The organism is Luteibacter sp. NPDC031894, assembly GCF_050273135.1.
Lineage (GTDB): Bacteria > Pseudomonadota > Gammaproteobacteria > Xanthomonadales > Rhodanobacteraceae > Luteibacter.
Genome location: NZ_JBNNMV010000001.1, coordinates 863,450 through 890,156 on the forward strand (window position 1 = coordinate 863,450; position 26,707 = coordinate 890,156).

17 protein-coding genes are annotated in these 26,707 nt (G+C 66.5%); 9 read left to right on the forward strand and 8 right to left on the reverse strand.

Translation table 11 applies throughout. The annotated features are described in order from the left end of the window. Positions 1-15: 15 nt before the first annotated feature. The 3 genes from ACQKIE_RS04135 to ACQKIE_RS04145 form a co-directional block, all read right to left on the reverse strand. Positions 16-11,346 carry a VCBS domain-containing protein gene (locus ACQKIE_RS04135; RefSeq protein WP_427456061.1) on the reverse strand — a complete coding sequence of 3,777 codons (11,331 nt, stop codon included), beginning with the start codon at positions 11,344-11,346 and terminating at the stop codon, positions 16-18. Positions 11,347-11,707: 361 nt separating this feature from the next. Continuing rightward, a complete protein-coding gene (locus ACQKIE_RS04140; RefSeq protein ID WP_427456063.1) occupies positions 11,708-15,169 on the reverse strand; it encodes an ATP-binding protein in 3,462 nt (1,153 codons plus the stop codon). Beyond that, positions 15,159-15,938 carry a response regulator transcription factor gene (locus ACQKIE_RS04145; RefSeq protein ID WP_427456065.1) on the reverse strand — a complete coding sequence of 260 codons (780 nt, stop codon included), beginning with the start codon at positions 15,936-15,938 and terminating at the stop codon, positions 15,159-15,161. Before ACQKIE_RS04145 ends, ACQKIE_RS04140 begins: the two co-directional genes overlap by 11 nt. 212 nt (positions 15,939-16,150) lie before the next feature. Here ACQKIE_RS04145 and ACQKIE_RS04150 point away from each other — a divergent pair, with 212 nt between their 5' ends. Next, positions 16,151-17,074, forward strand: coding sequence for a LysR substrate-binding domain-containing protein (locus ACQKIE_RS04150; protein ID WP_427456068.1), 924 nt, complete (start codon positions 16,151-16,153; stop codon positions 17,072-17,074). A gap of 11 nt (positions 17,075-17,085) precedes the next feature. Here ACQKIE_RS04150 and ACQKIE_RS04155 read toward each other — a convergent pair whose 3' ends face one another. Next, positions 17,086-18,129, reverse strand: coding sequence for an NmrA family NAD(P)-binding protein (locus ACQKIE_RS04155; protein WP_427456070.1), 1,044 nt, complete (start codon positions 18,127-18,129; stop codon positions 17,086-17,088). On the opposite strand from ACQKIE_RS04155, the gene ACQKIE_RS04160 reads away from it, so the two are divergent. Then, entirely contained in the window at positions 18,095-18,988 is an 894-nt protein-coding gene (locus ACQKIE_RS04160) for a LysR family transcriptional regulator (RefSeq protein WP_427456072.1), read from the forward strand. The two genes, ACQKIE_RS04155 and ACQKIE_RS04160, sit on opposite strands and share 35 nt — an antisense overlap. On the opposite strand, the gene ACQKIE_RS04165 is transcribed toward ACQKIE_RS04160, so the two are convergent. Then, a complete protein-coding gene (locus ACQKIE_RS04165) occupies positions 18,975-19,613 on the reverse strand; it encodes a glutathione S-transferase family protein (RefSeq protein WP_427456074.1) in 639 nt (212 codons plus the stop codon). The two genes, ACQKIE_RS04160 and ACQKIE_RS04165, sit on opposite strands and share 14 nt — an antisense overlap. 254 nt (positions 19,614-19,867) lie before the next feature. Here ACQKIE_RS04165 and ACQKIE_RS04170 point away from each other — a divergent pair, with 254 nt between their 5' ends. The 3 genes from ACQKIE_RS04170 to ACQKIE_RS04180 are packed head-to-tail and all read left to right on the forward strand — an operon-like array spanning position 19,868 to position 21,290. Next, the gene (locus ACQKIE_RS04170) at positions 19,868-20,206 is read left to right on the forward strand and encodes an ArsR/SmtB family transcription factor (RefSeq protein WP_427456076.1); all 339 of its coding nucleotides are present in this window, start codon (positions 19,868-19,870) and stop codon (positions 20,204-20,206) included. Then, positions 20,203-20,643: an SRPBCC family protein gene (locus ACQKIE_RS04175; protein WP_427456078.1), complete on the forward strand. Its 441-nt coding sequence runs from the start codon at positions 20,203-20,205 to the stop codon at positions 20,641-20,643. Before ACQKIE_RS04170 ends, ACQKIE_RS04175 begins: the two co-directional genes overlap by 4 nt. Further along, positions 20,640-21,290: a glutathione S-transferase family protein gene (locus ACQKIE_RS04180; RefSeq protein ID WP_427456080.1), complete on the forward strand. Its 651-nt coding sequence runs from the start codon at positions 20,640-20,642 to the stop codon at positions 21,288-21,290. Before ACQKIE_RS04175 ends, ACQKIE_RS04180 begins: the two co-directional genes overlap by 4 nt. A gap of 25 nt (positions 21,291-21,315) precedes the next feature. Here ACQKIE_RS04180 and ACQKIE_RS04185 read toward each other — a convergent pair whose 3' ends face one another. Then, the gene (locus ACQKIE_RS04185) at positions 21,316-22,188 is read right to left on the reverse strand and encodes an SDR family oxidoreductase (RefSeq protein WP_427456082.1); all 873 of its coding nucleotides are present in this window, start codon (positions 22,186-22,188) and stop codon (positions 21,316-21,318) included. A gap of 143 nt (positions 22,189-22,331) precedes the next feature. Here ACQKIE_RS04185 and ACQKIE_RS04190 point away from each other — a divergent pair, with 143 nt between their 5' ends. Further along, positions 22,332-23,213: a LysR family transcriptional regulator gene (locus ACQKIE_RS04190; RefSeq protein WP_427456085.1), complete on the forward strand. Its 882-nt coding sequence runs from the start codon at positions 22,332-22,334 to the stop codon at positions 23,211-23,213. Here the strand turns inward: ACQKIE_RS04190 and ACQKIE_RS04195 are convergent. Together ACQKIE_RS04195 and ACQKIE_RS04200 are read right to left on the reverse strand one after the other, a co-directional pair. Then, entirely contained in the window at positions 23,210-23,953 is a 744-nt protein-coding gene (locus tag ACQKIE_RS04195) for a DUF72 domain-containing protein (protein ID WP_427456087.1), read from the reverse strand. The two genes, ACQKIE_RS04190 and ACQKIE_RS04195, sit on opposite strands and share 4 nt — an antisense overlap. Before the next feature lie 101 nt (positions 23,954-24,054). Next, on the reverse strand, positions 24,055-24,942 hold the full coding sequence (locus ACQKIE_RS04200; RefSeq protein ID WP_427456089.1) for an SDR family oxidoreductase: 888 nt from the start codon (positions 24,940-24,942) through the stop codon (positions 24,055-24,057). Between the two features lie 101 nt (positions 24,943-25,043). On the opposite strand from ACQKIE_RS04200, the gene ACQKIE_RS04205 reads away from it, so the two are divergent. The 3 genes from ACQKIE_RS04205 (at position 25,044) to ACQKIE_RS04215 (ending at position 26,665) form a co-directional block, all read left to right on the forward strand. Beyond that, the gene (locus ACQKIE_RS04205) at positions 25,044-25,865 is read left to right on the forward strand and encodes a helix-turn-helix transcriptional regulator (RefSeq protein ID WP_427456091.1); all 822 of its coding nucleotides are present in this window, start codon (positions 25,044-25,046) and stop codon (positions 25,863-25,865) included. Positions 25,866-25,965: 100 nt separating this feature from the next. Beyond that, on the forward strand, positions 25,966-26,268 hold the full coding sequence (locus ACQKIE_RS04210; protein WP_427456093.1) for a type II toxin-antitoxin system Phd/YefM family antitoxin: 303 nt from the start codon (positions 25,966-25,968) through the stop codon (positions 26,266-26,268). Between the two features lie 10 nt (positions 26,269-26,278). Then, positions 26,279-26,665 carry a type II toxin-antitoxin system RelE/ParE family toxin gene (locus ACQKIE_RS04215; RefSeq protein ID WP_427456095.1) on the forward strand — a complete coding sequence of 129 codons (387 nt, stop codon included), beginning with the start codon at positions 26,279-26,281 and terminating at the stop codon, positions 26,663-26,665. Positions 26,666-26,707: the final 42 nt, after the last annotated feature.

Sequence of the window (26,707 nt, forward strand, 5' to 3'; positions counted from 1 at the left end):
CGAGGTGAGTTCCGGTTAATGACGTGACGGGGTGGCGGCTGGCGCGATGGCCAGCGGTACGGCACCGGCCTTGGCCATCGCCGCGATCTGCGCCGTGAAGGACGGTGCGCCGGCCGGCGTGGACGCCGGCGGTGGCACCAGCGTCACGGCAACCGGCTTGTGGGCCGCTGCGGACGCTTCATGGGGTGCGGCTTCACCGCGATGCAGCGCATGCGTCCGCTCGTGGCGCTCGCCGCCGTGCTCGTGGCCCGCTTGCTCGCGCTCCGCGACGTGCTTCAGCGAGAACGGCGAGAAATCGTCCCATAGCGGGCTCGATGCCAAACCGAAATCGTTGAGGGCGACGCGTGAGCGTGCATGGACTTCGGCCAGCAGCTTGTGGGAGAAGCCGACGCCGTCGTTCAACACGAACTGGCCGTCCGCCGGGCCCTGCGCGATCTCACCGATGTCGGCGAAATCCATGCGGCCCGTCACCCACTGGTTTTGCCAGCGCAGCGTCTCGTCCTGCGACTGGTTGACCTCCGGCAGCACGAACAGTCCCGGCTCGTAACCCTGGCGGATCTCGCGGACGGTGAAGTCGTAAGCCACCGGGAAGAACTGGTCGCCCGAGCGTGCCTGCATCGGCGGCGTCGTGCCGTGGATGGTGATGGTCAGCCTTGCCTCGCTGACGTCGCCGTCCGCGTCCGTGATGGTGTAGACGAAGACTTCGGTCAACGTACGGCTGGCGTCGAGCGCGCTGACCTTCGGGTTGCCCGTGTCCAGCTTGTAGCTGTACGTGCCGTCGGCATTGAGGATCAACGTGCCGAACTCGCCTTGGCTACCGGCACCGATCGTGCCTCCCTGCCCCGTGTTCGCCGAGCCCACGCTCGTGACGGGACCGGCCTTGGCGGCGCCGTCGGCACCGATGCGATCCGAGCCATCGTGCGCGCCATCGGTGCCGGTGAAGACGTTGCCGCCGGCCGAGGTCTGGCCGCCGTCCTGCACGATGGTGGCACTGTCGTCACGAGCGACGGGAACGTCGTTGGCGATGTCGACGACCAGCGCGCCGGTCGAGCTGCCGCCGCCGGCGTCACGCACGGTCAGGCCGATGGTATCGACGCTGTCCTTGCCGGCCGGCTGCGAAACAGCGTGGTCCAGCGTGTACGTGTAGGTCAGCGTACCGGCCGTGGGCACACCGCCAACGGTGGCCGTGGGCTTGAAGCCGGTCAGCACCAGGGTGCCGTCCGGCGTGTGGATGGTGACCGGCGAACCCTTCGCCAAGGCGTCCAACTGCGCCGTGGTGAGCGTCGTACCGCCGACCGTGACACTGACCAGGCCGTCGTCGGCCGTGACGTCGATCGAGCCCTTGGTGACCTGCGTGCCGTCATGGTCCGCCAGGCCGCCCTCGTGAACGGTCGCATGGCCGTCGGCGCCGCCGTTGCCGTCACGCGGCGTCACGGTCGGGCCACCGTCCGTACGGCCATGGAGGGTGATGGTCAGCGTGGTGGTGCTGCTGTCGCCGTCCGCGTCCGTGATCGTATAGGTGTACACCTCGGTCAACGTCTCGCCATTCTTCAGGGCGTTGACCGTGGGATTGGCGTTGTCGACGAGGTAGCTGTAGCTGCCGTCGGCATTGAGCGTGAGCGTGCCGAACTTGCCGGCGACGCCGCTACCGACATGACCGTTCGCAGGGCTACCGGTATCGCCTGCCACCACGCCGGTGACCGGCGTGGCAGTGCCGTCCGCGCCGACACGGTCGGCGATGTCGCCGCCCGTGCCGCCAACGACGACGTTGCCGGTCAGCGCCGTCCCGTCCTCGTTCACATCGCCCGTGTCGGCATGGGCCACCGGTGCGTCGTCCACGATGTCGACGACGAGGGTGCCGTCCACCTTGCCACCACCGGCATCGGTCACCGTGAGGGCGATGTCGTCGTGGCTATGGGTGCCGCCCGGCTGCGAAGCCGCGCGGTCCAACGTGTACGTGTAGGTCAACGTACCCGCCGTGGGCACGCCGCCAATCGACGTCGTCGGCTGGAAACCCGTGAGGACGAGCGTACCGTCAGGCGTATGGATGGTGACCGGCGAGCCGCTCGACAGGCCCGTGAGCTGTGCGAGGTCCAGCGTCGTGCCGCCCACGGTGATGCTCGACAGGCCGTCGTCCGCGGTGACGTCGATGCTTCCGTTCGTCACCTGCGAGCCGTCATGGTCGACCAAGCCGGACTCGTGCACGGTGGCGTGGCCATCGGCCCCGCCGTTACCGTCCACCGGTACGACCGTGGGTGCGCCGTCCGTATGGCCATGGATGGTGATGGTCAGCGTGGTGGTGCTGGTGTCTCCATCGGCATCGGTGATGGTGTAGGTGTAGACGTCGGTAATCGTCTGACCGTCGCGCAGGCCGTTCACGGCGGCGTTCGTGTCGTCCACCACATACGTGTAGCTGCCGTCGGCGGCCATGACCAGCGTGCCGTACTGGCCCGCGATGCCCGTGCCCAGGTGACCGGTCACGGTGCCGCCGATGTCGCCAGCCGCCGCACCGCTCACCGTCGTCGCGGTGTCGGCACCGAGGCGGTCCGCCACGTCGCCGGTACCGAGACCGGTGATGACGTTGCCGCCGACCGGTGCGCCGTTCTCATCGGCGTCCGCGCCATCGGCACGCGCGGTCGGCGCATCGTTGACGATGTCGATGACGAGGTCGCCCGTCGCCGTCGTGTGGCCCGCATCGGTGACCGAGAGCGCGAACGTGTCCGTGCTGTTGCCGAGGCCCGCCTGGTCGCGCGCTCCGCCCAGGGTATAGGTGTAGGAAAGCGTACCGTGCGTCGGAACGCCGCCGATGAACTCGGTCGGCGCGAAGCCGGTGAGCACCAGCGTGCTGCCGTCCGGCCGCGTGATGGTCCGGGTCGCCGAAGGGCTCAGGGCGAGCAGATCCGTGAGCGACAGTGTGGTTCCGTCGATGTCGATGCTGACCAGGCCATCGGGCGTCGTGACGTCGATCGTGTCGGAAACGCTCTTGTCGTGGCCGGCGGGGCCGTCTGTCGTCAGGCCTGCCTCCCAGACGGTGGCGTGACCAGTGGTTTCCGGGCCATTGCCGGCGCCGTTACCGTCGTGCGCCACGATCGCAGGACCGCCGTCGGAGTGGCCGTGGATGGTGATGGTCAGCGTCGTCGTGCTGGTGTCGCCATCGCCGTCGGTGATCGTATAGACGTAGGTGTCCTGCAGCGTCTCGCCATCCTTCAGCGCGTTCACCGCCGGATCGTCGTTGTCCACCGCGTAGCTGTAGCTGCCATCGGCATTCAGGACGAGCGTGCCGTAGGTACCTGTCACGCCCGTGCCGACGTTGCCGCTGACCGAGCCGCTCGTGTCGTTACCGGAGACAACGCCGGTCACGGGCGTGGCGTTCGTGTCGGCGCCGATCCGGTCGGGTACGTCGCCCGCACCGGCACCGGCACCGCCAAGCACATTGCCGCCGACGGCGGGGCCGTCTTCGTTCACGTCGGCCGTGTCCGCGTGAGCGGTCGGCGCGTCGTTGACGATGTCCACGGTCAACGTGCCATTCGTCGCTGCGTCGTCGACATCGGTCACCGTGAGCGCGATGTTCTCGACGGTATCCGGGTTACCCGGCTGTGCTACCGCGTGGTCGAGCGTATACGTGTAGCTCAACGTTCCCGCGGTCGGCACACCGCCGACCGAGGCGGTGGTCGTGAAGCCAGTGAGTTCGAGCGTGCCATCGGGTGTATCGACGATGACGTGCGAACCGCCTGCCAGCGCCTGGAGCTGTGCCACCGTCAGCGTGGTGCCGCCGACCGTGACGCTCTTGAGGCCGTCGCCCGCCGTGACGGCGATCGTGCCGGTGGTGGTCTGCGCACCGCCGGCATCGACGAGGCCCGATTCGTGGACCGTCGCATGACCAGCGGCACCGCCATTGCCGTCCGCCGGCGCCACCGTCGGTGCACCGTCCGTGTGGCCATGGATGGTGATGGTCAGCGTCGTGGTGCTGGTGTCGCCGTCGCTATCCGTGATGGTGTAGGTGTACGTATCGGTCAGCGTTCCGCCGGTCTTCAATGCATTGACGGCGGGATCGCTGTCGTCGACGACGTAGGTGTAGCTGCCATCGGCATGGAGCGTGAGGGTGCCGTGGGCTCCGGTGACGCCCGTACCGAGGTTGCCGATGACCGGCGTGCCCGTGTGGTCACCAGCGACGACGCCCGAAACAGGCGTGACCGTCGCATCGGCGCCGACGCGATCCGCGACGTTGCCCGTGGCCCCGCCGGTGACCACGTTGCCCGTGGCGGGTGCTCCGTCCTCGTTGACGTGCCCGATGTCCGCATTCGCGGTCGGCGCGTCGTCGACGATGTCGACTTGCAGCGTGCCCGTCGCCGTGCCACCGCCCGCATCCGTCACGACGAGCGGGATGTCTTCGACGGAGTCGGTCTTGCCCGGCTGGGACTGCTGGCGGTCCAGCGTATACGTGTAGCTGAGCGTGCCCGAGGTGGGAATGCCGCCGATGGACGTACCGGCCGTGAAGCCCGTGAGGACGAGGGTGCCGGCAGGCGTGTCGATGGTCTTCGGCGACGAACCGAGCGCCTGCAGGTCGGCGAGCGAGATCGCGACGCCATTGACCGTGATGCTGTCCAGCCCGTCGGCCGCCGTGATCGCGATGGTCCCGCTGTTCGTTTCCGAGGTATCGGGGTCGCCGAGGCCCGATTCGTGCACCGTCACGTGTCCCGCGGCGGCACCGTTGCCATCGACCGGTGACACGGTGGGGTCGCCGTCGGTATGGCCATGGATGGTGATCGTCAGCGTGTTCGTGCTGGTGTCGCCATCGGCATCGGTGATCGTATAGGTGTAGACATCGGTGATCGTGTCGCCGTCTTTCAGCGCATTGACCACCGCATCGTTATTGTCGACGACGTAGCTATAGCTGCCGTCGGCACTGAGCGTGAGCGTGCCGTGCTGGCCGGTGACGCCGCTGCCGACGTGACCGACGACCGTGCCGCCGCCGGTGCCTGCCGCGACGCCAGTGACCGGGGTGCCGGTGGCGTCGGCGCCCACGTGGTCGTTCCCCACGACGTTGCCCGTCGCAGGCGCACCATTCTCGTTGACGTTACCGGCATCTGCCTGCGTCGTAGGCACATCGTCGACGATATCGACCGTGATGCTGCCGTTGTCGGTGAAACCGACGCTGTCGGTGGTCGAGATCGCGATGGCTTCGCTGCTGCCCGTCGCGCCCGGCTGGCTCACCGGACCGGTCAGTTCGTAGTGGTAGACCAGCGTGCCATGTGCGTCGTCGCTGCCCTGGATGTAGCCGGTCACGACGAGCGTGCCGTGGTCGGTCTGGATCGTCCGGTCAACCAGCGGAACGTTGGCAATGTCCTTCAACTGGGCGAGCGAGAGCGTGATCGAATGGCCGGCGCCATCGGCCGGATTGCCAATCGTTACGCTGGCCAGGTCGTTGAACAGGGCGATGCTCTCGGTGCCGTTCACACCCTGGCTGCCGCTGCTGTCGGCCAAGCCGGCCTCGTGCACCTGCGTGCCGCTGTTGATCGTCACGTCGAAGACGCGGGTGGTGACGAGGGCGCTCGAGGAACCGTCGGCATACCCGTACTGGTCGCCGATCGTGGTCGCGTCGCTGCCTTCGTTCGCCGCCTGGTCGCCGTCGAGCGTGCCCTGGTCCGGCCTGCTGCCGTGGTTGCCGTTGTCGTTGACCGACACCTGCACCTGGAACGTGCCGTTCCAGAACGCATTGTTGTCGCCGGCTGCGGCAGCCGGGAGCTTCACGCCGACCTTGTTGATCGCCGCTTCGACGTTGTCGATGGAGCCGGTGAAGACGATCGAACGGCCATCGCCGGAAATCGTGTAGCTGGCCCCGCCGAAGCTGCCGGTCGAACCCGGCGCGCCATTCACGCCGTTGACGTCGTTCACGAGGAAGCCGTTCGGCAGCGTCACAGTCGCCGTGATGTTGTCGGTACCCGCGTCGGGGTCGGCGAGCGTGATGTTGCCCAAGGTGTAATGGCCCGCGCCGCTCTCGTTGGCCGAGTTGGGCCCGGTGACGCCGATGGCGGTGGGGTTGTTCACCGACGAGGGGAAGACCACGCGATACGCCGAGGCCACGTCCTTGCCCAGGCCCGCGGGAACGGCGGCATACGGATCGACCGCCGTCGTGGGCACGTTGGAGACACCGCCGCTGGCATTGGCGTTCTGCCCGCCATTCGCTGCCGTACCAATGAGCGCGCCGGTCGCCAGGTCGCGCAGGCGATCGTCGGCGATGACTTCCACGCGATAGGACTGGTCCGCATTCGCGAGGGAGCCGCCGATGGACACCTGCAGACCCGCGAGGTACTGGTTGATCTGGTCGCGCGTGCCGCGGATGACGAGCGCGTCACCGCTGCCGTCGAACGTGCCGTCGACCGTCACGCCGGAGGCGCCGTTACTCGAACCCAGCAGGATGTCCGCGTACGCCGAGTGCGCCAGCGCGAGGCCGTTGGCATCGGTGACGCGCACGGTCACCTGCATGAAGTCCGTCTCGCCGGTGGTGATGGCACCGCCGTCGGTGTAATCGACGTCGCCCACCGAGAAACCGCCGACGGGCGTGCTGCCGTTGAGGTAGACCGTACCGGTGCCCTTGCCGACGGTCGGCGCGTCGTTGACCGCCACGATGTCGATGCCGATCTCGACGGGTGCCGGATTGTTGGCAACGCTGCCGCTGCCGGTGTCGTCGCCGATGCGCGAGCCGCCGTCGTCGAAGCTCATGGTGAGCGTCACGTCGCCGGCCTTGCCGCCGTTCATGTCGTGGTTGACGTTGGCGTCACTGAGGTAAGTGAGGCCATTGGTAGCGTCGTTGAGCAGCGCCTGGATATCGCTGGCGCGGCCGGTGAGCACCAGCGAACCCGTGTTGTCGCCAGCGATGGTCACGCCACCGAAGCTCGTCTGGTTGCCGGTGCCACCAATTCCCAGCGTGCCCGAGGGCACGGTGAGCGTGACAGTGACCGGCGTATCGAACGCCGCCGATTCCGGATCGCTCACGACGAACCCGCCACCGATGTGGGTCGGCTGGTCTTCGTACGCCACGGGAACCGTGCCCGGACCGCTGATGACACCCGGTTCGTTCACGCTGGACGCGCGTACCACGACCGCCGCGGCGGCGAGGTTACCGCTGTCCGCGGGTACCGCGTCGTTGTACCAATCGTAGCTCGTGGCATCGACAGGGCTCGTGGCCGCGCCGCTACCGGTGCCCGCGTTCGGCGACTGGTTGACCGCGCCGCCGTTGGCGCCGCCGGCGAGGTTGCCGCTGCCGTCACGCAGGCGATCGTCCGCGATCACCTGCACCTGGTACTTCGCGTCCTGATCGCCGGCGAAGGTCACCGTGAGGCCGGCGAGCGCGGCATTGATCTGCGCGCGGGTGCCGGTCAGCACGAGGTAGTCGCTCGAGCCGTTCTTGTCCGCATCCACCACGACGCCACTGCCGGCGGCGAAGCCGATGGACACGCCGTCGCCCGTGTAATCGCTGGCGTGGAAGGCGGTGCCATCGGCATTCAGCAGGCGGATCGTGACCTGCATATAGTCGGTTTCGCCGCCACCCACCGTCGTGAGGTCGGGATCGGAGACGCTGAAGCCCGGGACTTCGTTGTGCTGCGGGTTGCTGCTGTCCAGATCGATCGGGCCGCTGGGCGCGGTGACCTTCGGCGCGTCGTTCGTCGGGCTCGTGTACACCCAGAACTCGTTGCCGGCCTGCTCCTTATCGCCGTCGGACACGGTGAAGCCGAACTTGTCGTCCGGCGTGCCGGGATAGGCGACGCCAGTCGCCTCCGTGCCGTCGTTGACGTAATAGATGCGGCCGGCGGCCACATCGGCCTGGGTAAAGGACGAGCCGGTACCCAGGAAGTGGAAGGTCACGCCACCGTCGGTCGACATGGCGATCCTGCCGTGCGCGGGGCCGCTCGTGATCGTGTACTGGACCTGCTGGTCGCTGCTATCGGGATCGTAGGCCTGCAGCATGCCCGACGTGATCTGCCCATAACCGCCTTCGGCCACGGTGAGCGGATTGTTGGCCGGCGCGCCACCGATGTTGTTCGGCGAATCGCTGGGCACGCCCGGATCGAGCTGGGTCGGATCCTTCGCGATCTGCGGGGCATCGTTGACGTTGGTGATCTGGATGGTGACATCGGCGTCCGTGGCCGAACGGGCGCCCCAACGGTCCTGCGCCTCGACCGTGAAGGTGGCGCTGCGTACCTCGGAGCCGTTGCTGACGAAGCGCAGTCCGGTGGTGCCCGCGCTGTCGGTGATGAGGGACGCGTCCAGCATCATCCCCGCTGTCACGTCCTGCCAGTTGCTGCCATCGAAATACTGCAGCTTGCCGCCCTGCGGCAGCGACGTGATGATGAACTTCAGCGCCTCGGCGCCGGTGCCATTGTTGTACGCGTAGTTGGTGCCGCCACCCGGCAAGGAGGCCGACCCCTCGAGGTAACCCTGGCTCGCAGCGTCGTCGGGATCCGAGAGGCCAAGCTGGCCCTTGGTGATGTACGCGGTCTCGCCTTCGTTGATCACCGTGTTCGACGAGCCGACGACCGTCGGGAGGTCGTTGGTCGGGTTGATGTAGATGTCGAACGAAGGCGACCAGTTGTCGACCGTCGGCTGGCCGTTCTGGATCGTGACGATGCCGGCGGTGACGGAGAAGTTGGCCTTGACGTGGAAGTTTTCGCTGTCGCCGTCGTGCTGGAAGCGGATGTTCCCCGCGTCGAGGTCGGCCTGCGTGAAGCTGCCGTACGTTGCGACGTTCACCCAGGTGCCGCCGACGAACTTCTGCAGCGTGCCCGCCGCGGTCGTGATACCGGAATCATTGGTGAAGCCGAGGAAGGTATAGACCACCTGCGACGGATCCACGCCCTGCGCCGTGTAGCTGAGCGACGGCACATGGGCGAAGTCGGTCGGATTGTCGTTCGTGGTCGTACCGTGCAGGACGATGCTGCCGCCCTCGTTCACGGAACCGATGGCGTTGCCGCTCGGGTCGACGCCGGCGTACGTGGAATCCTGGTGGGCAGTGGTGGCATTGTGTACGGGGAAGCCGCCGCCATTGCCGTCCGGCGTCTGCGCGAGATGGATCGTGAAGTTGTAGTTGCGCAGCGTGTCCGTCGGCGTACCGCCGGTATAGTCGCCGCCAATGCGCGTAAAGGTGGAACCGTCGGCCTTCCAGCGCAGGGCTTCGGTGTTGTCCACCACCTGGAAATTGAAGGTGTCCTGGCCGTTGGTGTTATCTCCGGTCACCTGCACGTACTGCACGCGTCCCGCGCGAATGTCCGCCATCGTGAAGGTGGCGCCGTCGCCCAGCTGCTGGCCGTTGAGCAGCAGGTAGCCGTGGGTGAGGCCGGCCTGGCGGGTGATGAAGGTGATGTTCTGATCGGGAGAATCGACGTCGGTCGCGCCGATCATGCCCGCCGTCAGCAGCACGGAGTACGCGCCAGCCGGACCGTTGCCGGGTGAGGTCACGGTCGCATCGCGCGTGCTGGCCGGATCCAGGGCCGGATCGTCGTCCACCGCGTGGACGTCGAGCGTGACCGTGCCGTCGGTGGAAGCCGGGGTACCGGTGCCGCCGCCGAGGTCGGTCACGCGCACGCCGAAGGTGTCCTTGTCGACACCGTCGACGCCGTCGTTGCTGTAGGTGAGCAGGTTGCGCTGGGCGTAGTCGAAGGTTTGGCCCAGCGTGACGACCACGCCGTTGAAGTACAGGGTGCCGTGCGTCGGCAGCGCCGTGATGGTGATCTGCAGCGAGGTATCCTGCGGATCGTCGCCGCTGTTGGCAACGATGTACTGGCCGACGTTGCCGGTATCCACCGCGTTGTGCGGCTGGCCTTCGTAAACCACGCCCGCCCCGCCGATGCTCGGGGCCTGGTTCACGGGCACGACGTTGAGCGTGATATGGACCGTGTCCGACTGGCCAAGCGGCGTCGCGCCATCATTCACGCGCGCGGTGAAGCCGTCCGCTGCGTCCTGCTGCGCACCGGTGGCGGTGTGCACGTAGGCGAGCTTGCCGCCAATGACGTCCTGCTGCGTGAAGACGGAGCCGGCGCCGAGACGCTGACCATTGAGCGTGAGATAGCCGTACTGCGGCAGCGCGGTGAGGCTGTAGACGATCTGGTCCGGCGTCTGCGTGTGCGCCAGGTCCACTTCGGTATCGATGGCATTCAGGGTATCGGCACCGATGATCGTGACGCTCGCGTTGCCCGAGCTGTCCACTTCCTGCACGTTCTTCGTGGCGTCGGCCACGGAGACCGGATCGTTCGACGGCGTGATCGTCACATCGAGCGAATGCGTCGCCGAAAGCCCTTCGGCATCCTTGACGGTGACGTCGATGGACGTCTTCGCGGCGGTGTTGCCGAGCTCCACGTCGGCGGCGACGAAGGTCAGCTGGTTCAGCCAGTTGTTGGCCTGCGCGCGCGTACCGGTGAAGGTATACGTGACGCCGCCGTCGCTCGTGGTGCCGCCGCCGGCCGAGGCCAACGTGCCCCTGCCCTGGTCGTGTACCTTCGCCGTCACGGTAATCGAATCCCCGCCGACCGCGTCGTCGACGATATTCCAGCCGCTGAGCTGGGCGCGGTCAGCGCCGGGCGCGTTGATCGAGCTGGGCTCGGACACGGTGATGCCCTTGCTGCTCGTCGTCACGGTGGGCGCGACGAGCAGGCCGTCGTAGTCCAGCGCGAGGGAACGCGTCTCGATGTGGCCTACGGAACTCTCGAGCACCCAATCGCCGCCAAGGGCGGCCGCGCCCGTGGCGTCAGTAGACGAGGCCACGTCGGCCTGGGTCAGGCGACCCAACTGGGTCACCAGCGCCGTGTCGTTATGCGAGACGTCGCAGCCGTAAAGCAGGATGTCGCCCTTGGCGGAGAGCGAAGCGCCGATCTCGCCGAGCTGGGTCTTGAACGCGTCGATGTTCGCCGCGGTCACGGTGTCGGTGCCGAGCGAGATGGAATCGCTCGCGCCATGGCTGATGATGTGGATGGCACCGATGTCATGCTCGTCGCGCAGCGCGTTCGCAATCTGCGACAAGCCCGAGGACTTGCCATCGAGCACGACGACCTGGCTACCCTGCGGCAGCTGCGAAACCAGCGATTGCCAGTTGGCCACGCTCTGGTCGACGACATACACCTGGGCCGGCGCGGGCACGCTGGGCGCGGGCGCGGTCGCCGCAGGCGCCATGGCGCGATGACCCGGCTGCTCGGCGGCGGGACTCTGGAACTTCCCGGCGTCATGCGCCGCATCCGCGGGATCGACGTGATGGGCCGCCTCGACGAGTGCGGCGCCGTCGTACATCTGTCGCGGTTCCAGCGCATAGCGGTGGGCACGCGGGCGGAAGGGGTTCGATGACTTGGTCCCTGACATGGGTCGCCTTGCAGAGTTGTCTGGCTGATGCGGGCCAACAGACGCCGTCCCGACAGCCGCGAGGCTTCGGGAGACGATGTCGGCGTTCAGGCTGTGATACAGGTCACAGCAGCAGCGGCGATGCTATGTGCCAGCGATGAAACGGAAAAGGCGTTAGCGCATGACCTTGCGTCACGCGCGGCATGACGGATGTACTTTGCGGCAAAGATGTTTTGGCACGCGTCAAAAATCCGCCGCGCGAAAAACGGCGCCACGGCGCGACGCGTGCCCGTTCGTCAGTGCATTGACCTTTGCCAGAGGGGAAGTCGGGCTCCCGACGAGAACGTGAAGACCCTTCGATCGCTGCCGCGCAACCGCCTCGTCAGTCGTCGACGAGCGTAGTGACGAGGCGCATAACGCACGTCATGAGTTCGGCCGCAGTCGCCGGTTTGAGCAGCACGCCGTCGAAGTGGAGCGCGTCATTCGGTGGACGACGCGGAGGCATCGAGGCATAGAGCAGCACCGGCAGGACGGAGTCGATGGATCGTATCGCTTGCAACAGTCGCCAACCGTCGCCGACGGGCAGGCGCTGCTCGGTGATCACGAGGGCCGGTACGTCACGGCGCAAGGCTTCCAGCGCCGATGCGGCGTCGCCCACGGCAATGCTCTGGAAGCCATAGCCGTCGAGCAGGTCGCTAACCACCTCACGCCGCGACGCATTCGGCTCGACGACAAGGATCGTCCTGCCCTCCCCGTCCACATCGCCGATGTCCCCTCCCGTTTCCAACTCGGCCTCGAGCTGGTCCTCGTCGGACAGTTCGAGGTCGAGGCCGAACATGAAGCGGCTGCCGCCCGATGGCTCCGATTCGACGTCCAGCTTGCCGCCCATGTGCTGGAGCAATTGCACCACGATGGAAAGACCGAGGCCGCTGCCCTCGTGCTGCGCGGCATTGCCACCGCGCGTGAAGGGCTGTTGCAACGACTCGAGTGCCGCGGGGTCGATACCGATGCCTGTGTCTTCCACCGAGAACACCAGTCGCACGTGCCCGGCACGATCCGGCACCGCATCGGCGCGGAACACGACCAGGCCATCGTGCGTGAACTTGGCCGCGTTGCCCAGCAGGTTCAGCAGCACCTGGCGCAAGCGGCGGAAGTCGGCCACGACGACGGCCGGCAGCCGGTCGTCGAAGCGACATTCGAAGCGATTGCCGTGCCGCTCGATGAGCAGCACCGCCTGCTCCGCCACCTCGTGGAGGAACCCGTGCAGGTAGCCTGGGACCGGTTCGAGCTGCAACCCCGTCAACTCGCCGCGCGAGAATTCGAGCAGGTCGTCGATCAGGTCCATCTGCTGGCGCACGTGGCGCTCGATGATCAAGGGGTGATCGCGCGACGTGTTGCCGACGCGCCACTGCCGGACCGCGCTCATGATCGCGCCAAGCGGTGCGCGCAGGTCGTGGCCCACGTGGGCCAGAAGCATCCGACGGGCCTGCAGCGACTGGCGCAGTTCCGACGTGCGCTCCTGCACGAGGCCCTCCAGTCGCTGCGCATGCGCGATGAGCAGCCGGGTGCGCCAGCGCCAGGCGACGGCGACGAGAAGGATCAGGAGGACCGCGGCGGCCACGTACGCCCAGGGCGTCAGCCACCACGGTGGCGACACCGTCAGCTCGAGGACGACCGGTTCCGACTCCGCGCGCCGGTTCACGTCGACCGCTTTCAGTTCGAAGCGGTAGTTGCCTGGTGGCAGCGACGCGTAACGGACCTCGCGCTGCGCGGTGTCCACCCATCCATCGTCCACCCCAGAGAGGCGGTAGCGGAAGCGAACGGGATGGCCCGCGCTATTACCCGAGACGCCGAAGCGCAGCACGAGCGCCGCGGCATGACGGAACGCCAGCACCGAACCCGCTGCGACGTCGCGCTTGCCGTAGCTTGCCGCCAGCAGGAGCGGTCGGATCTCGCGCGGTGCGAGCAGTTGTCCCGGATCGAGCACGTGGGTCAGGCCGATCGGGGCGCCGATCCATACGGTGCCATCGGTGTCGGCAAAGAACGCGCCGTGGTTGGTTTCATCCCAGAGCAGGCCGTCGCGCATCGACAGGCGCACCCAACCCTTGCCGTCGAGCACGTCGACGCCGTTGCCGCCACCCGCCCACAACCGCCCGCTGCGATCGGACCGCAGGAAGTAGAAACGGGTGTCGGCCAACAGCGGATCGGCGACCGGTGCCACGGTGACGTCCGCGTCGTCGCCCACGTGCCCCACCAGCAGACCGGGCTGCAGTGAACTGAGCCAAAGCCTGCCGTCCGGCGTGACAGCCACGTTCTCGTAGCCACCCGATGCCTCCTCGGGCAAGACGCTAACGCGCGACCAGCCGGCGGCGTTGTGCCGGTACAGACCGGAACTGCAGGCGACCCAGAGACGGCCTTCCGCATCCTCGGCGACGTCGGAGCACATGGTGGACGGGATCAGCGTCGGCGCCGCGGGCGTCGCCTTTCGCGCGACGGGGTCCACCTCGTAGAGGCCGCCCAGGGTATATGCCCAGAAATGACCGCCGCGATCGAGGTACGCGCCGCGCACGAGGTAAGGCAGCGTCGCGATATCCGTGCTGTGTCCCGTCGTCGGATCGAGGCGCAACACGCGGCCGTCGAAGAGGAAGTACCAGATCGCTCCGTCGGCGCCGGCGATCACCGCGTGCGCCTGGTTAGGCGGGGCGACCGCGATCGGCCATCGATGCGCACGGCCTTCGCCGGGCACGATCACTTCGCCGCCGGACTCGCCCGCCACCCACACGGACCGGCCGTCGCCCCGGGCGATCGACCAGACCAGGCTGCCGCTCAATCCTTGCGCCGCCGTCCAGTTCTCCACTGCGTCGGCATTGCTCCAATAGAAGACGCCCCGTCCGTAGGTGCCCATCCAGATCATGCCGTCCTGGTCGGCGGCCATCGACGAGATACCGACATCGGGCACGCCATTCCCCGTGTCGAACAGTTCCCAATGGCCGCCGTCCCAGCGTGCGACGCCCACGTCGGTGCGGGTAAGGATGCGGCCGGCGCGGTCCTCGACGATATCGATGCTGGATGCCGCCACTTCGGTATGGCCGCCGGGAATTTCATGCTCCTGGAACGTATCGGTGCCGGCAGGCAGGCGGATGACGTGGCGGATGCCGCGCACCCAGAGGCTGCCGTCGCGCGCGAGCAGGATGCCGAGCCACTTGTCCCCGGGGACGCCGCGGCTCGTGCCGTAACGGGTGAAGACGCCGTTGCGCAACCGGCACAGTTCGCTGCCGCACCCGAACCAGGTGGTGCCGCTGCGATGGAGCACCGCGCTCACATCCACCTGTCCGGTCGCGCCGCCGAACACCGGCACGGCGGTCCACTCGCCGGAAGCGGTCTCGCTGAGACGAACGAGCCGATGGCCGCTCACGACCAGCATGCTCCCGCGATCGTCGGCGGCCAGCGTCTGCCCGCGATCGGCGAACATCGCCTTGCCGCCCGGATTCACCCAGGCGAAGTTGCCGTCGGCGCCACGTCGTTGCAGGCCGGCACGCGAACCGACCCACAGATGGCCCTCGGAATCCTCGGCGAGGGCGACCACTTCCGACGTCTGGAACCCGCGCTCCTTGCCCAGCGGGTTGAAGCCCAGCCCGTCGAACCGGTATAGCCCCTTCTCGGTGCCGACCCAGAGGAAGCCGTCGTGGTCAGAGAATGTCCTGACCACCGACAGGCTGGTGAGGCCGCTTTCCTGCGCGTAGACCGTCAGCGGCAACTGCACCGCGGACGCGCGCGCGAGCGCATGCCAGCCCCCGAGGCACAAAAGCAGCAGTGCGGCGGCGAAGAAGCGTTTAACCGGCACGACGACCCATGTCGACGGTTCCCTGCCGCGCCGCCTTCCGGTATTCGCTGGGCGTGACGCCAAGGCGCTCACGGAACGCGGTGGTGAAGTTGCAGGCGCTGCGGAAGCCGATGTTCTCCGCGATCTCCTGCATGCCCAGCGTCGTGTCGGTCAGGAGTTCACGGCTTTTGCGCAGGCGCTCCTCGCGGATCCACGCGAATACCGTCATGCCCAGTTGCTGGCGGAAGATGGAAGACAGGCGCTTGTCGTACGTACCGACGCCCGCGGCGATCTCCTCGAGCGTGAAGGCGTTCGACAACTGCCGGCTGATCAACCGCATGGCCGCCCGCAACATGGCTTCGTCGCGCGTCGGCGCGGCCTCCGCGGCGACTTCGGGTGCTTCGGTCCGACGCGCAAGGCGAAGGTGGATCTGGATCCTCGCGATGATCTCCGCCGGATCGCACGATTTCAGGATGTAGTCGACGGCGCCATGGTTGAGACCTTCCAGGCGTTCCTCCGCGCTCGAGGCAGAGGTAAGGAAGAGGATCGGCGTCGCCCGGGCCCGCGGCAGCTCCTGGAAGAGGCGACAGAGCGCGAAGCCGTCCATGCCCGGCATGCGTACGTCCAACAGGATGAGGTCCGGCACCAGCGATTGCGCGCGGTGGTAACCCTGCTCGGCGGTGGTGGCAAGGGTAATGCGCCAGGGGTGTGTCCGCAGGGCCTGCAGCAGGTCGCGGATGTTCTCCGGCGCATCGTCGATGACCAGGATGTGGGAATCCTGAATGGACATGTGTAGCCCCCTGCCTGCTGCCCGTACCCGTGGTCAGATACGTTTTCGGCCAGAGTATACGTCGATCGGATGAGAATTTTCCCCTCCGGCAAAGGAATTTCACGCGGGCGCAAAGGTGGCGCCTGTAACATTTGCCTAGACTGACATTGGCACGTAGGGGTGCCATCGCAGAGCGGGGTTCAACGTCGCGGCTCGCGCCCGGCGTGCAGGCAATGGAACGAATAAACAATCTTGACGACCTGTTCCTGTTGGTACAGGTGATCGAAGCGGGCGGTTTTTCTGCTGCGGCGGCACGGCTCGGCACAACACGTTCTCTGTTGAGCCGGCGCATCATTGCGCTCGAAGATCGCCTCGGCGCACGCCTGCTCCACCGCAATGCGCGGCAATTCGCGGTGACCGCCACCGGGGAACGCGTATACAGGCATGCGGCCGCCATGTGCGAAGCCGCGACGGCGGCCGAACAGGCCGCGGCCACGCCCGGCATGCCTAACACCCTGGTACGGATCGAGGCGCACGGCTTGCTGTCGCCCCTCGTGGCCGAGCTCGTTCCGGGCTTCGCCGCCATCCATCCGAAGATCCGCCTGGCCCTGAGCACGGGCGTGTATAACGTCGATTCGCTGCTTCGCCAGCAGGCCGATGTGATCTTCAGCCTGCGCGAAACACTTCCCGACAGCGGCGACATCGTCGCCCGATCGCTCGGCAGCGTGCGCCTCGTCACCGTCGGCAGCCCCGACCTCGTTCGCCGCCTCGGTGCCCCGGAACACCCGGCACAACTGGACGAATCGCATTGCCTCAGCTATGCGAGCGAGGCGTCGGGTTACTGGATGTTCCGCGGGCTGGCGCCGCGCCGCCGTAACGGGCGCATGGCCTCGGCCGACCTCGGCGCCCTCCTCTCGGCGGCGCGTGCCGGCGTCGGCTTCGCCCAGTTTCCGCTCTACATGGTGGCCGACGACCTCGGCAACGGCCGGCTGCGCACCGTCCTCGAAACCTTCGAGCCGGCGCCCCTGCCCTTGCACGCGCTCACCATGTCCGGCCGTGTCGTGAGCGACGTGACCTTGAACTTCGTGCGCTTCGTGCAGAAGAGCGTGGCGGCCATGAGCGAGCGCTGGCAGCAGCTGGTGCCTGACGCGACCTGAGCGATGCGAGCCTAAGCGCTGGCCTGAACCACGTCGCGCAGCACGGCCTCGAGGCGGATGTGGCCCTTGTGCACGCTGTCGGCCGGTCCCTCGAACGCGATCCATCCTTCATTGAATCCATCCAGCATCCGCATCCGCGGCTCCGGGTGGGACATCCCCTGGGAGCGGAATAGCCCCTCCCAGGTTCCGCGCGGAACGACCTCGACGTGCACCGGACGCCCCAGCACCCTGTCGAACGCCGCCGCGATGTCCTTCGGTGCCACCCGCTCCGGCCCTTCCAGCTCCACGACCCGCGGGCCCTCCCCGTCCTGCTGGAGTAGCTCGGCGGCGACCCGCCCGACGTCGGCGGTGGCCACCATGGGGATCGCCTTGTCGAGCGGCTGCAGGAAACTCATGACCACGCCCTGATCCCGCGCCGACGGAACGTCCCACATCGCGTTCTCCATGAACCAGCCAGGCCGCAGGAACGTCACCGGCATGGGCAGGTCGCCGAGGGCACGTTCCATGCGCTGGAGCTGCGTCAGCAGGTTTTCCTGCGTCGCCTGCGCGCCGATGGTCGACAGGCAGACCACCTTGCCGGGACGCGCCGCCAGCAAGGCCGAGCGCAGCGCGGCGATGACGGCGTCCGATTCGGGGAACCCGGGCGCCGGGTCGAACACGGGAGGCAGGAGGACGAAAACGCCTTCCATTCCGGCAAAGGCCGCCGCCAGCGTCGCCGCATCCTGCATGTCCGCAAGCGCGATGTCGCAACCGCGCCCCGCCCATCCGCTCACCTTTTCGCGATCCCGCGCGACGGCTCGCACCGATCGGCCTGCTGCCAATAACGTGCGCGCGACGGCGCCCCCGACCTTGCCCGTGATGCCTGTGATGGCGTACATGCGTTGCTCCTTCGTGGATGACGAGGGCACATGGTTGCCAAGGCTCGAGGCAAACAAAATGATATAAATGTCACTACTTTCATGCCGCAGGGTCACCAATCCCATGAGAACCAGCGGAGAGAACCTGTCGAGCGGGATCAGCGTGTTCGCCGCCGTCGTCGACGCCGGCAGTTTCACGGGGGCATCCGACCTCCTGGACATGTCCGCGCCGGGCGTCAGCCGGGCCATCGCCCGCCTCGAACGACGACTCAAGATCCGGCTCTTCAACCGGACGACACGTACCGTCGCGCTCACCGAGGAGGGGCGGCGATTCTACGACCAAGTGATGCCGCACCTGTGGGGCATGGAAGAAGCCGCGGCGACGGCATCGGGGGGCGTGGCCGCCGTGCGGGGGAAACTGCGCATCAACCTCGATCCGGTCGTTTCCGGCTTCCTGCTGGATGCCCCGCTCTCCGGTTTCATGGAGACGCATCCGGAGCTGTCGCTGGAGTTGATCGCCAGGGACCATCTCGGCGACCTGGTGACGGAAGGCTTCGACATGGCGTTGCGCTTCGGCGAACCGAGATCGTCGAGCCTGGTCGCCCGGAAGGTGCTCGACACCGCGGTGGTGACCGTGGCCGCGCCGTCATACCTGGACCGGCACGGACGGCCAAGCCAACCGCAGGAACTCCGAAGCGGCAAACACACGTGCCTCGACTTCCGCGACCCGGAAACGGGCCGGCCGTTCCCCTGGGAATTCCACCGCAAGCGCAAAACACTCGCGGTGGAAACCGACGGAAGGCTCACGGTCAACGACCCGGGAGCGCTGGTCCATGCCTGCGTCTCGGGCATCGGCATCGCGCAGATGCTGTTGCTGGCGGCGGAGCCGCTGATCCGCGCGGGCCGCCTGGTCAACCTCTTCCCCGACTGGATGGACGAGCGGTTCCCGCTTCACGCCTACCTGCCGTCGCGACACCATGTGCCCGCGAAGGCGCGGGCGTTCCTGGATTTCGTGATCGCGCTAGGCAGCACCAGCGATGTGGTCAGGCCGCGTTGACCGCCAGCTGCGCCGCGAACGCGCGCTGGTAGGCAGGTCGTGCCTCGCCGCGAGCGACGTAAGCATCCAACGTGGGGAACTCGGCGAGGATGCCCGACGGCTTCGCCCGGAGTAACACCGAGACCATCAGCAGGTCGCCCGCACTGAACGCCCCGTCTAGCCACTCGCTATCGCCCAGGCGTGCCGAAAGCTGCTGGAAGCGCGCACGGATGCGATCCACCACGATGGGAAGACGGTCCGCGGCCCACGGCTGCTGGCCCTCCTGGAACTTCGCGACGGACAAGTCGAGGATCGGTGGCTCCACCGTGTTGAGTGCCGCGAACATCCACGTGATGGCGCGAGCCCGGGCATTCGCGTCGGTCGGCAGCAACGTACCGTGGCGTTCGGCGAGGTGGAAGATGATCGAACCCGACTCGAACAGGCAGAGGCCGTTGTCCTCGAACGTCGGTATCTGTCCGAACGGATGGCGACACAGATGGTCGGACTGCTTCATCCCCTGGAACGACACATAGCGTACGTCGTACGGTTGGCCCACTTCCTCCAGCGCCCAGCGAACGCGCGTATCGCGCGCCAGTCCCTTGCCACCGTCCGGCGACTTCTCGAAGGCGGTGATGACGATGCTCATGATGAAACTCCCTTGGTAGGCGTGATCACGAAAAAGCAGGTCCGGAGTGTCGGCTCCCGCAAGAGGATGGCCAGCACCGTCAGCGCCCAGCCGCAGAGTTTCATAAGTCCGTCGCTCATGCCCAGTCACCTCGGTGGATTGGCGTCTCGATACAGATACGACGCACGAAGGATTCGAGAATCGACATCCGCCCGGAATTTTTTTTCGTCGGCCGGCTATTGACCCGCACCCTCGTCGCCGCAATACTTCGCCAAATGGTGAAGTATCAATCGTCAACGATCGACCGGACGTTCGCCGCGCTCGCCGACCCCACCCGGCGCGCCATCCTCCTGCGGCTCGAGAAGGAGCCCGGCCTTTCGGTGAGCGAGCTCGCGCGCCCGCTATCCCAGAAGCTTCCAGGAATGATGAAGCACCTGGACGTCCTGGCCGATGCGGGTCTCATCACCCGCACCAAGACCGGCCGCACCGTGTCGGTCGACCTCGCCGTCGAACCGATGCGCGAGGCCATGGAGTGGCTCAGGCGGTACGAACGCTTCTGGACCGTGAGCCTCGATCGACTTGTCGCCTTCGTGGAAAAGGATGAAACGCCGTGACCGAACACCTTCCGAGCGTGACCCTCGTGCGCAAGATCAAGGCGTCCCCCGCCAAGGTCTATGCGGCGCTGACCCAGCCCGAACAGATGATCCAGTGGTGGGGACCTGACGCGGGACCCACGCTGCGTGCCGAAGCCGATGTCCGCACGGGTGGCCGCTTCCGCATCGCGTTCCGGCTCACCAGCGGTGACGAGCATGAAGCCACCGGTGTCTATCGCGAAGTCGTTCCCGACAGGAAGCTCGTCCTGACATGGGAATGGTCGGGATCGACGCAACCGCCCTCGCTGGTGACGTTCCACCTCGAACCGCGCGATGGCGGCACCGAACTGACGCTCGTGCACGAACAGCTGCCCGACGAAGCGACGCGCAACAGCCATGAGGCGGGCTGGACCGGCCTGCTCGACAAACTCTCGCGTTACCTTGGAGACCGTCCATGACCGACCTGACCCTCGTCACCTACGACTGGGTACCCGAGCCGCCGCGTGGCCACGTACGTGACATCCGCGTGCGCTGGGCGCTGGAGGAAGCTGGCCTGCCCTACCGCGTCCAGAGCGTGCCGTTCCACGACAGGGGCGCTGAACATTTCGCGCACCAACCTTTCGGACAGGTGCCCTGGCTTGTCGACGGCGACCTCTCGATATTCGAGAGCGGCGCGATCCTGCTCTACCTGGCCGAGCGCAGCGACGCGTTGATGCCTGCCGATCCGCGGGGCCGCAGCCAGGTCCTCGAATGGACCTTCGCCGCGCTCAATTCGTTCGAGATGGCGAGCGTGCCATGGACGATCCTGCAGTTCTCGGGCGACACCGAGATGACGCCGAGCCGCAAGCAGCTGGAGGACTTCCTGAAGATGCGCGTCCAGCAGATGGAGACGGTGCTCGCCGGTCGCGAATGGCTGGCCGGCCCCTTCTCCGTGGCGGACATCCTCATGTCGGACGTGCTGCGCATCGTCGAGCGCCTCGGCGGCGTGACGGACGAACATCCCGCTGCCCGTGCCTACATCGCACGCGCCACCGATCGGCCCGCTTTCAAGAAAGCCCATGCCGATCAGATGGCGCATTTCGCCGCGGCGGACCGCGCCGCCTGACGATCCCACGGACGGCCGCTGCCGTTTACCGGTCGCGGCCGAGCAGCTCCTGCACGTATGCCCGGTAGCTCCGCAGCGGGCGTCCCAGGATGGCCTGCAGGTCCTCGACGCTCCCGCCGGCGCCATGCATGCCGTGCTCCTGGATGCGCTCCATCATCAAGCGCATGTCGTACGCCAGCCAATCCGGGCCATAGTCGGCCAGTTGCCGCTCGAACCCTTCGAGGTCGTCACCCGCGTAACGGATCTCGCGCTGCAAGGCGTCGCTCCAGACGCGCGCGGCCGATTCGCCGGTCATCGCGTCGGGACCCACCACATCGATCGTGCGGCCCGGCAACGGCTCGGGAGAGCGATGACGCGCGAGCAGTTCCGTGACGGCGATGTCCGCGATATCGCGAATGTCCACCATGCTCACGCCGGCCTTGCCGATCGCCGACGGGTACACGCCATGCGCTTCGATGACGGCTTGCAGCCGCTCGTCGTTCTGCATGAAGTAGGCGGGGCGCAGGATCGTCGTCGGCATGCCGAGGCTCTCGATCATGCGTTCCACCGTGTACTTGCCGGTGAAATGCGGCACGTTGGTATAGAGGTCCGCATGGATCACGGAGAGGTAGACGATGCGCTCGATGCCCGCTTCCCTGGCCAGGTTCAACGCGACGAGTGCCTGCGTTACCTCCTCGGCCGACACGACGTTCAGGAGGAACAGGGTCCGCACCGACGACAGCGCGGCGCGGATGCTGTTTGCCTGGTTCATGTCGCCGACGACCTCCGTCACGCCCGGTGGCAATGTCACCTTGCCTGGTGTGCGAACGAGGGCTTTGACCTCGACGCCGCTCGCGGCGAGGCGCTGCACGATCTGCGAACCGACGGTGCCCGATGCACCGGTAACGAGAATGCTCATGTCCTGGTCCTTTCTCTGGAGTGGTTGAAGGAGAAATCCGGCGATCCGCCCTTGCGTGATCGCCTTGACCGGAAACATAGGTGGTTCCATATTCGAAACGAAGACTCTAAAGTCAGGACATCCTGTACCGAAATCGAGACACCATGGACCTCAACGCGCTCGAGGACTTGCAGCTGGTCGCCACGCACGGCGGCCTCGGTAAGGCCAGCCGTGCCAGCGGCCGATCGAAGGCCACCCTGTCACGCCGTGTGGCGGACCTCGAGGAAGCCCTTGGCATCCGGCTCATCGAGCGAAGCGCGCAGGGCCTTGCCCTGACCGAAGTCGGGCAGCTGCTTATCAGCCGGACCGAAGGACCGATGCGGGAAGTCGCCGATGCGGTGGCAGCCGCGCGCGATGGGCTCGCGGCACCGAGGGGCCGGCTGCGCATCGCCGCGCCGCTTCTTTTCTCGCAGTTGGCGCTGGGCAGGATTGCCGCGGCCTTCGTGTCCGCTTACCCGGACGTGCAGATCGAGGCCGTGGCGGAAGACCGTGCGGTGGACCTCGTCGAGGAGCAGTTCGATGTCGCCATACGGATCAATCCGAGCAAGGACAGCACGCTGGTCGGCCGGTGCTTCGCCCGGGACAGGCTCGTGCTTGCGGCGGCGCCGTCGATTCCCATGCCTGGCATTGACCATGACCGCGAGGCGCCTTTCCCGGTGCCCGCCGTCGTCATGCCGAACTACCGCGACGGCGATACCTGGTCGCTCCGCGATGGCCGTTTTACCGTCCAACCCCGTCCGGTACTGCGCGTGTCGTCGCTCTTGATGGTCCGCGACGCCGTTGCCGCCGGCGCCGGGGTAGCCATGCTGCCGCAGTCCATCATCGGGAGCCTCGTCGAAAAGGGCGAACTGGTCAGCTGGGGCGTGGCCGGCGCCGATGTCGAACTGTGGGTCCTGCATACGTCGCGGCGTCTGCAGAGTCCGAAGGTGCGCGCGTTCGTGGAGTTCATGGGCGCGCAGTATCCGGGTGGGTCTTTCGTCGGCTAAGACAACCGCTCCATCAACGCCATGGCATTCGGCACGGCCGCGCCCCGCGCCGTGTTGTCGAAGATGCACCAGACGTCCTGCTTCTTCGCGTAAGCACGGCGAATGCGGGCGGCCATGCCGTCGAGAAAGGCGTCGTCATACGACGAGTAGTAAACGTCGGGCGTGCCGTGCAGGCGGAGATAAAGAAGCGAGGAGTCGCCTTCGCAATCCGCATCGGCGACAGGCGACGGATCGGCTTTCACACAGGTGACACCCGCGTCTCTCAGGATGGCACCGCCCAAGGGGGTGAACCATGTCGCGTGGCGTGGCTCGCAAGCGACGGGCACCGCCGTGCGCTCGCGCAGTAGCGAGAAGAATGCGCGGGCCTCCTCCTCGTCCAGTGCGAGGCTCGGCGGCAGCTGAACGAGGATGCAGCCCAGGCTGTTCCCAAGCGATGCGATCTCTTCGAGGAAACCTTGTAGGGGCGCCTCGCATTGCCGCAAGCGCAACTCGTGGGTGATCGTGCGCGGCATTTTTACACTGAAGCGAAACGACTCGGGCACGCTCTGGGCCCAGCGCAGGTAGGTCTTTGGCTGGTGCGACCGATAGAAAGAGGTGTTGATCTCAGCGCATGGAAACAGTTGCGCGTAGCGCTGCAGGTGGCTGCCTTGCGTGGCGAAGAGGCCGGCCACCTTGGAGGGGATCGACCAGCCGGCACAGCCTACGTGGATTCGGCGATTATCGGCTTCGGTCGATGCCACTGTTTTCATGGAGGACTCCCGACAGGCAGATAAAAAGTCTACCCACCCTATCGGTGCATCGGAAGCCGAATCCCACGTAACTCGGCCACATATGGAAACAGCTACACGTAGCGCGCCTCGTCCAGATCGGCGATGAGCGTCGGTCCCGTCGGCACCCACCCGAGGCGCGCCTGCGTCAGGGCGCTGGATGCCGGCATGTCGAGCACGGCGAACATCGCCATCCAACCGAAGTGCGCCTGCGCTTCCTCGCTCGTGATCGACACGGCCGGCAGGTTCAGTCCACGCGCCAGCGACTCCGCGATGTCCCTTGCGCTTACCCCTTCTTCGCCCACCGCGTGGTACCTGGCACCGCGCTCGCCCTTCTCTATCGCAAGCCGGTACAACCGCACCACGTCCGACAGGTGTCCGGCGGCCCAGCGTTGCCGTCCCTCATCCACGTACGCGCACACGCCCTTCTCCCGCGCAACCTGGATGAGAGGGCTGATGAGGCCCTGCCTGTATGGGTTGTGTACCTGAGGCAGGCGCATCACCGACACGTTGATGCCCTCGTCGAGCAGTGCGTATGCGGCACGTTCGGAGGCAATGCGAGGATTGGGATGCGAGGTGTTGAAGACATCCTCGCTGGCGGGTTGGCCATCGCCGCGACTACCCATGCCCGTTCCCGACGTGACGAGGAGTGGTCGATCGGATCCCTGGAGCGCCGAGCCGAGCGCCGCGATGGCGCGGGCGTCCTTTTCGCAATTCTCCGCGAAGCGCGAGAAGTCGTGATCGAACGCGACGTGGATCACGGCATCCGCATGGGCGGCCCCGCGGCGCAGGCTATCGGTCTCTTCAAGCGTACCTCGATGTGCTTTCGCGCCTGCCGCCGTTAGTGCCTCTGCGCCCGCATCGGACCGCGTCATTCCGATCACGTCGTGACCGGCCTGTATCAATTCGGGCACCAGCGCCGAGCCGATGAAGCCGGTCGCGCCCGTCAAAAAGATTCGCATCGTGGGGGTCTCCTCAGTCGTCACTAGGGTTACCATCCGACCTTTGATTATCCTGTTGAAGTAGTGACGTTATCCTATTAAACGGACTAACAGGCTTTCCGATGCCATCCAGCGCGATCCAGACACTCGGGGATTTCCTGCGCAGCCGCCGCACGCGGCTCGATCCGGCGAGCTTCGGCTTCGCGGGTCGCCGGCGTACGGCGGGATTGCGTCGCGAGGAAGTGGCGCAGCGCGCCAACATCAGTGCCACCTGGTACACGTGGCTCGAACAAGGCCGGGGCGGCGCGCCGTCGTCCGAGGTGCTGGAACGGTTATCCACCGCCCTCATGCTCACCGACGCCGAACGCGAGCACCTCTTCATCCTCGGTTTGGGCCGACCGCGCGAACGCCGCTACCGCGCCGTCGATGGCGTGAGTCCACGCCTGCAGCGCGTGCTGGATTCGTTCGAAGCCAGCCCGGCGATCGTGAAAACCGCCACCTGGGACGTCGTGGCCTGGAATCGGGCCGCCGCCGTCGTGCTCACCGATTACGGCGCGCTGCCACCCGACCGGCGCAACATCCTCCGCTTCCTGTTCGGCGACCCGGCGATACGCGCAAAACAGCACGATTGGGAAAGCGTCGCGCGCTTCGTCGTGGGAACGTTCCGTGCCGACGTGGCGCGTACCGGCACCGCTTCGGAGGTGAGCGGCCTCGTCGACGACCTCTGTCGCGCCAGTCCCGATTTCGAACGCATGTGGCGCGAGAACGAGATCCTCGGCCATCACGAGGGCGAGAGCGTGAAGCGCCTGCTGCATCCCACGTTCGGCCCGATCGAGATGGAGTATTCGCTGTTCGCCGTGGATGGTCGGCCGGATCTGGGGATGATCGTCTATACGCCGCTGGACGCGGAAGTCATGCGGCGGATTCGGGAAGCGACGGTGTAAGCCGCGACCCTTCCGGCAGTCGCGACGCACGCGCGGGAGCGGCAGGCACCTACATCTGTATAATGTACGAAACTTTGTACAATTACGAGATGGACAACCCGTGGCAATCTCTTCTGGCGATGTAATCCCACTCTCACAGGCAAGGGCAAACCTGTCCGAGCTCGCGGATCAGGTAAAAGCGGGCGCCGAGAAAATCGTCACTAAGAATGGCGAAAGCTATGTGGCCATCATCGACGCCAAGCGGCTGGACTATTACCACCAGCTCGAACGCGAGCGCATACATCTGCTATTGATCGACGAAGCCAGCAAGGGCCTGGCCGACGTTGCCGCGGGCAACGTGGAAGACGCGCGTGCCGTCCTGACCGCCATCAAACGACGCCGCTCACCCCGGCATACGGACTGACCTGCGTCCCGTGGCAGCCCTCCAAAGCGTCAAGCTCTCGGCCCATTTCAAGCACTGCCTGGAATCGATTGAACACTTCCTTCCAGATGCCGATATCCCGCATACATTCGATGCCCTTTTGGACGAGTTGATGGACAAGGTCATCCCGAACCTGGAACGTTTTCCCGACATGGGGCGGGTGCTTCTTGAGCGGCCGATTCGATCGGTGGAAGTGTCCAATGGTGCCATTCGCCTGGAGCAACAACTGGACGGCATTGCCGGCAGGAATGAATTGCGCGAGTACGTACTGGCGAACTACGTGCTGCTCTATGCTCATCACGGAACCAGCGTCTACCTGCTTTCGATCCGACACCACCGACAGTTGTCGTTCGATCTGGCTAGCCATTGGCCCCCGTAACAACGCAGGGAGGCAAGGTCGCCCTACAGTATTCCTTCCTGC

Coding starts and splice junctions, on each gene's coding strand:
- ACQKIE_RS04185 (WP_427456082.1), bottom strand. CDS start 22,188: ATGAGCATTCTCGTTACCGGTGCATCGGGCACCGTCGGTTCGCAGATC.
- ACQKIE_RS04205 (WP_427456091.1), top strand. CDS start 25,044: ATGCCATCCAGCGCGATCCAGACACTCGGGGATTTCCTGCGCAGCCGC.
- ACQKIE_RS04180 (WP_427456080.1), top strand. CDS start 20,640: ATGACCGACCTGACCCTCGTCACCTACGACTGGGTACCCGAGCCGCCG.
- ACQKIE_RS04190 (WP_427456085.1), top strand. CDS start 22,332: ATGGACCTCAACGCGCTCGAGGACTTGCAGCTGGTCGCCACGCACGGC.
- ACQKIE_RS04170 (WP_427456076.1), top strand. CDS start 19,868: ATGGTGAAGTATCAATCGTCAACGATCGACCGGACGTTCGCCGCGCTC.
- ACQKIE_RS04200 (WP_427456089.1), bottom strand. CDS start 24,942: ATGCGAATCTTTTTGACGGGCGCGACCGGCTTCATCGGCTCGGCGCTG.
- ACQKIE_RS04145 (WP_427456065.1), bottom strand. CDS start 15,938: ATGTCCATTCAGGATTCCCACATCCTGGTCATCGACGATGCGCCGGAG.
- ACQKIE_RS04150 (WP_427456068.1), top strand. CDS start 16,151: ATGGAACGAATAAACAATCTTGACGACCTGTTCCTGTTGGTACAGGTG.
- ACQKIE_RS04165 (WP_427456074.1), bottom strand. CDS start 19,613: ATGAGCATCGTCATCACCGCCTTCGAGAAGTCGCCGGACGGTGGCAAG.
- ACQKIE_RS04135 (WP_427456061.1), bottom strand. CDS start 11,346: ATGTCAGGGACCAAGTCATCGAACCCCTTCCGCCCGCGTGCCCACCGC.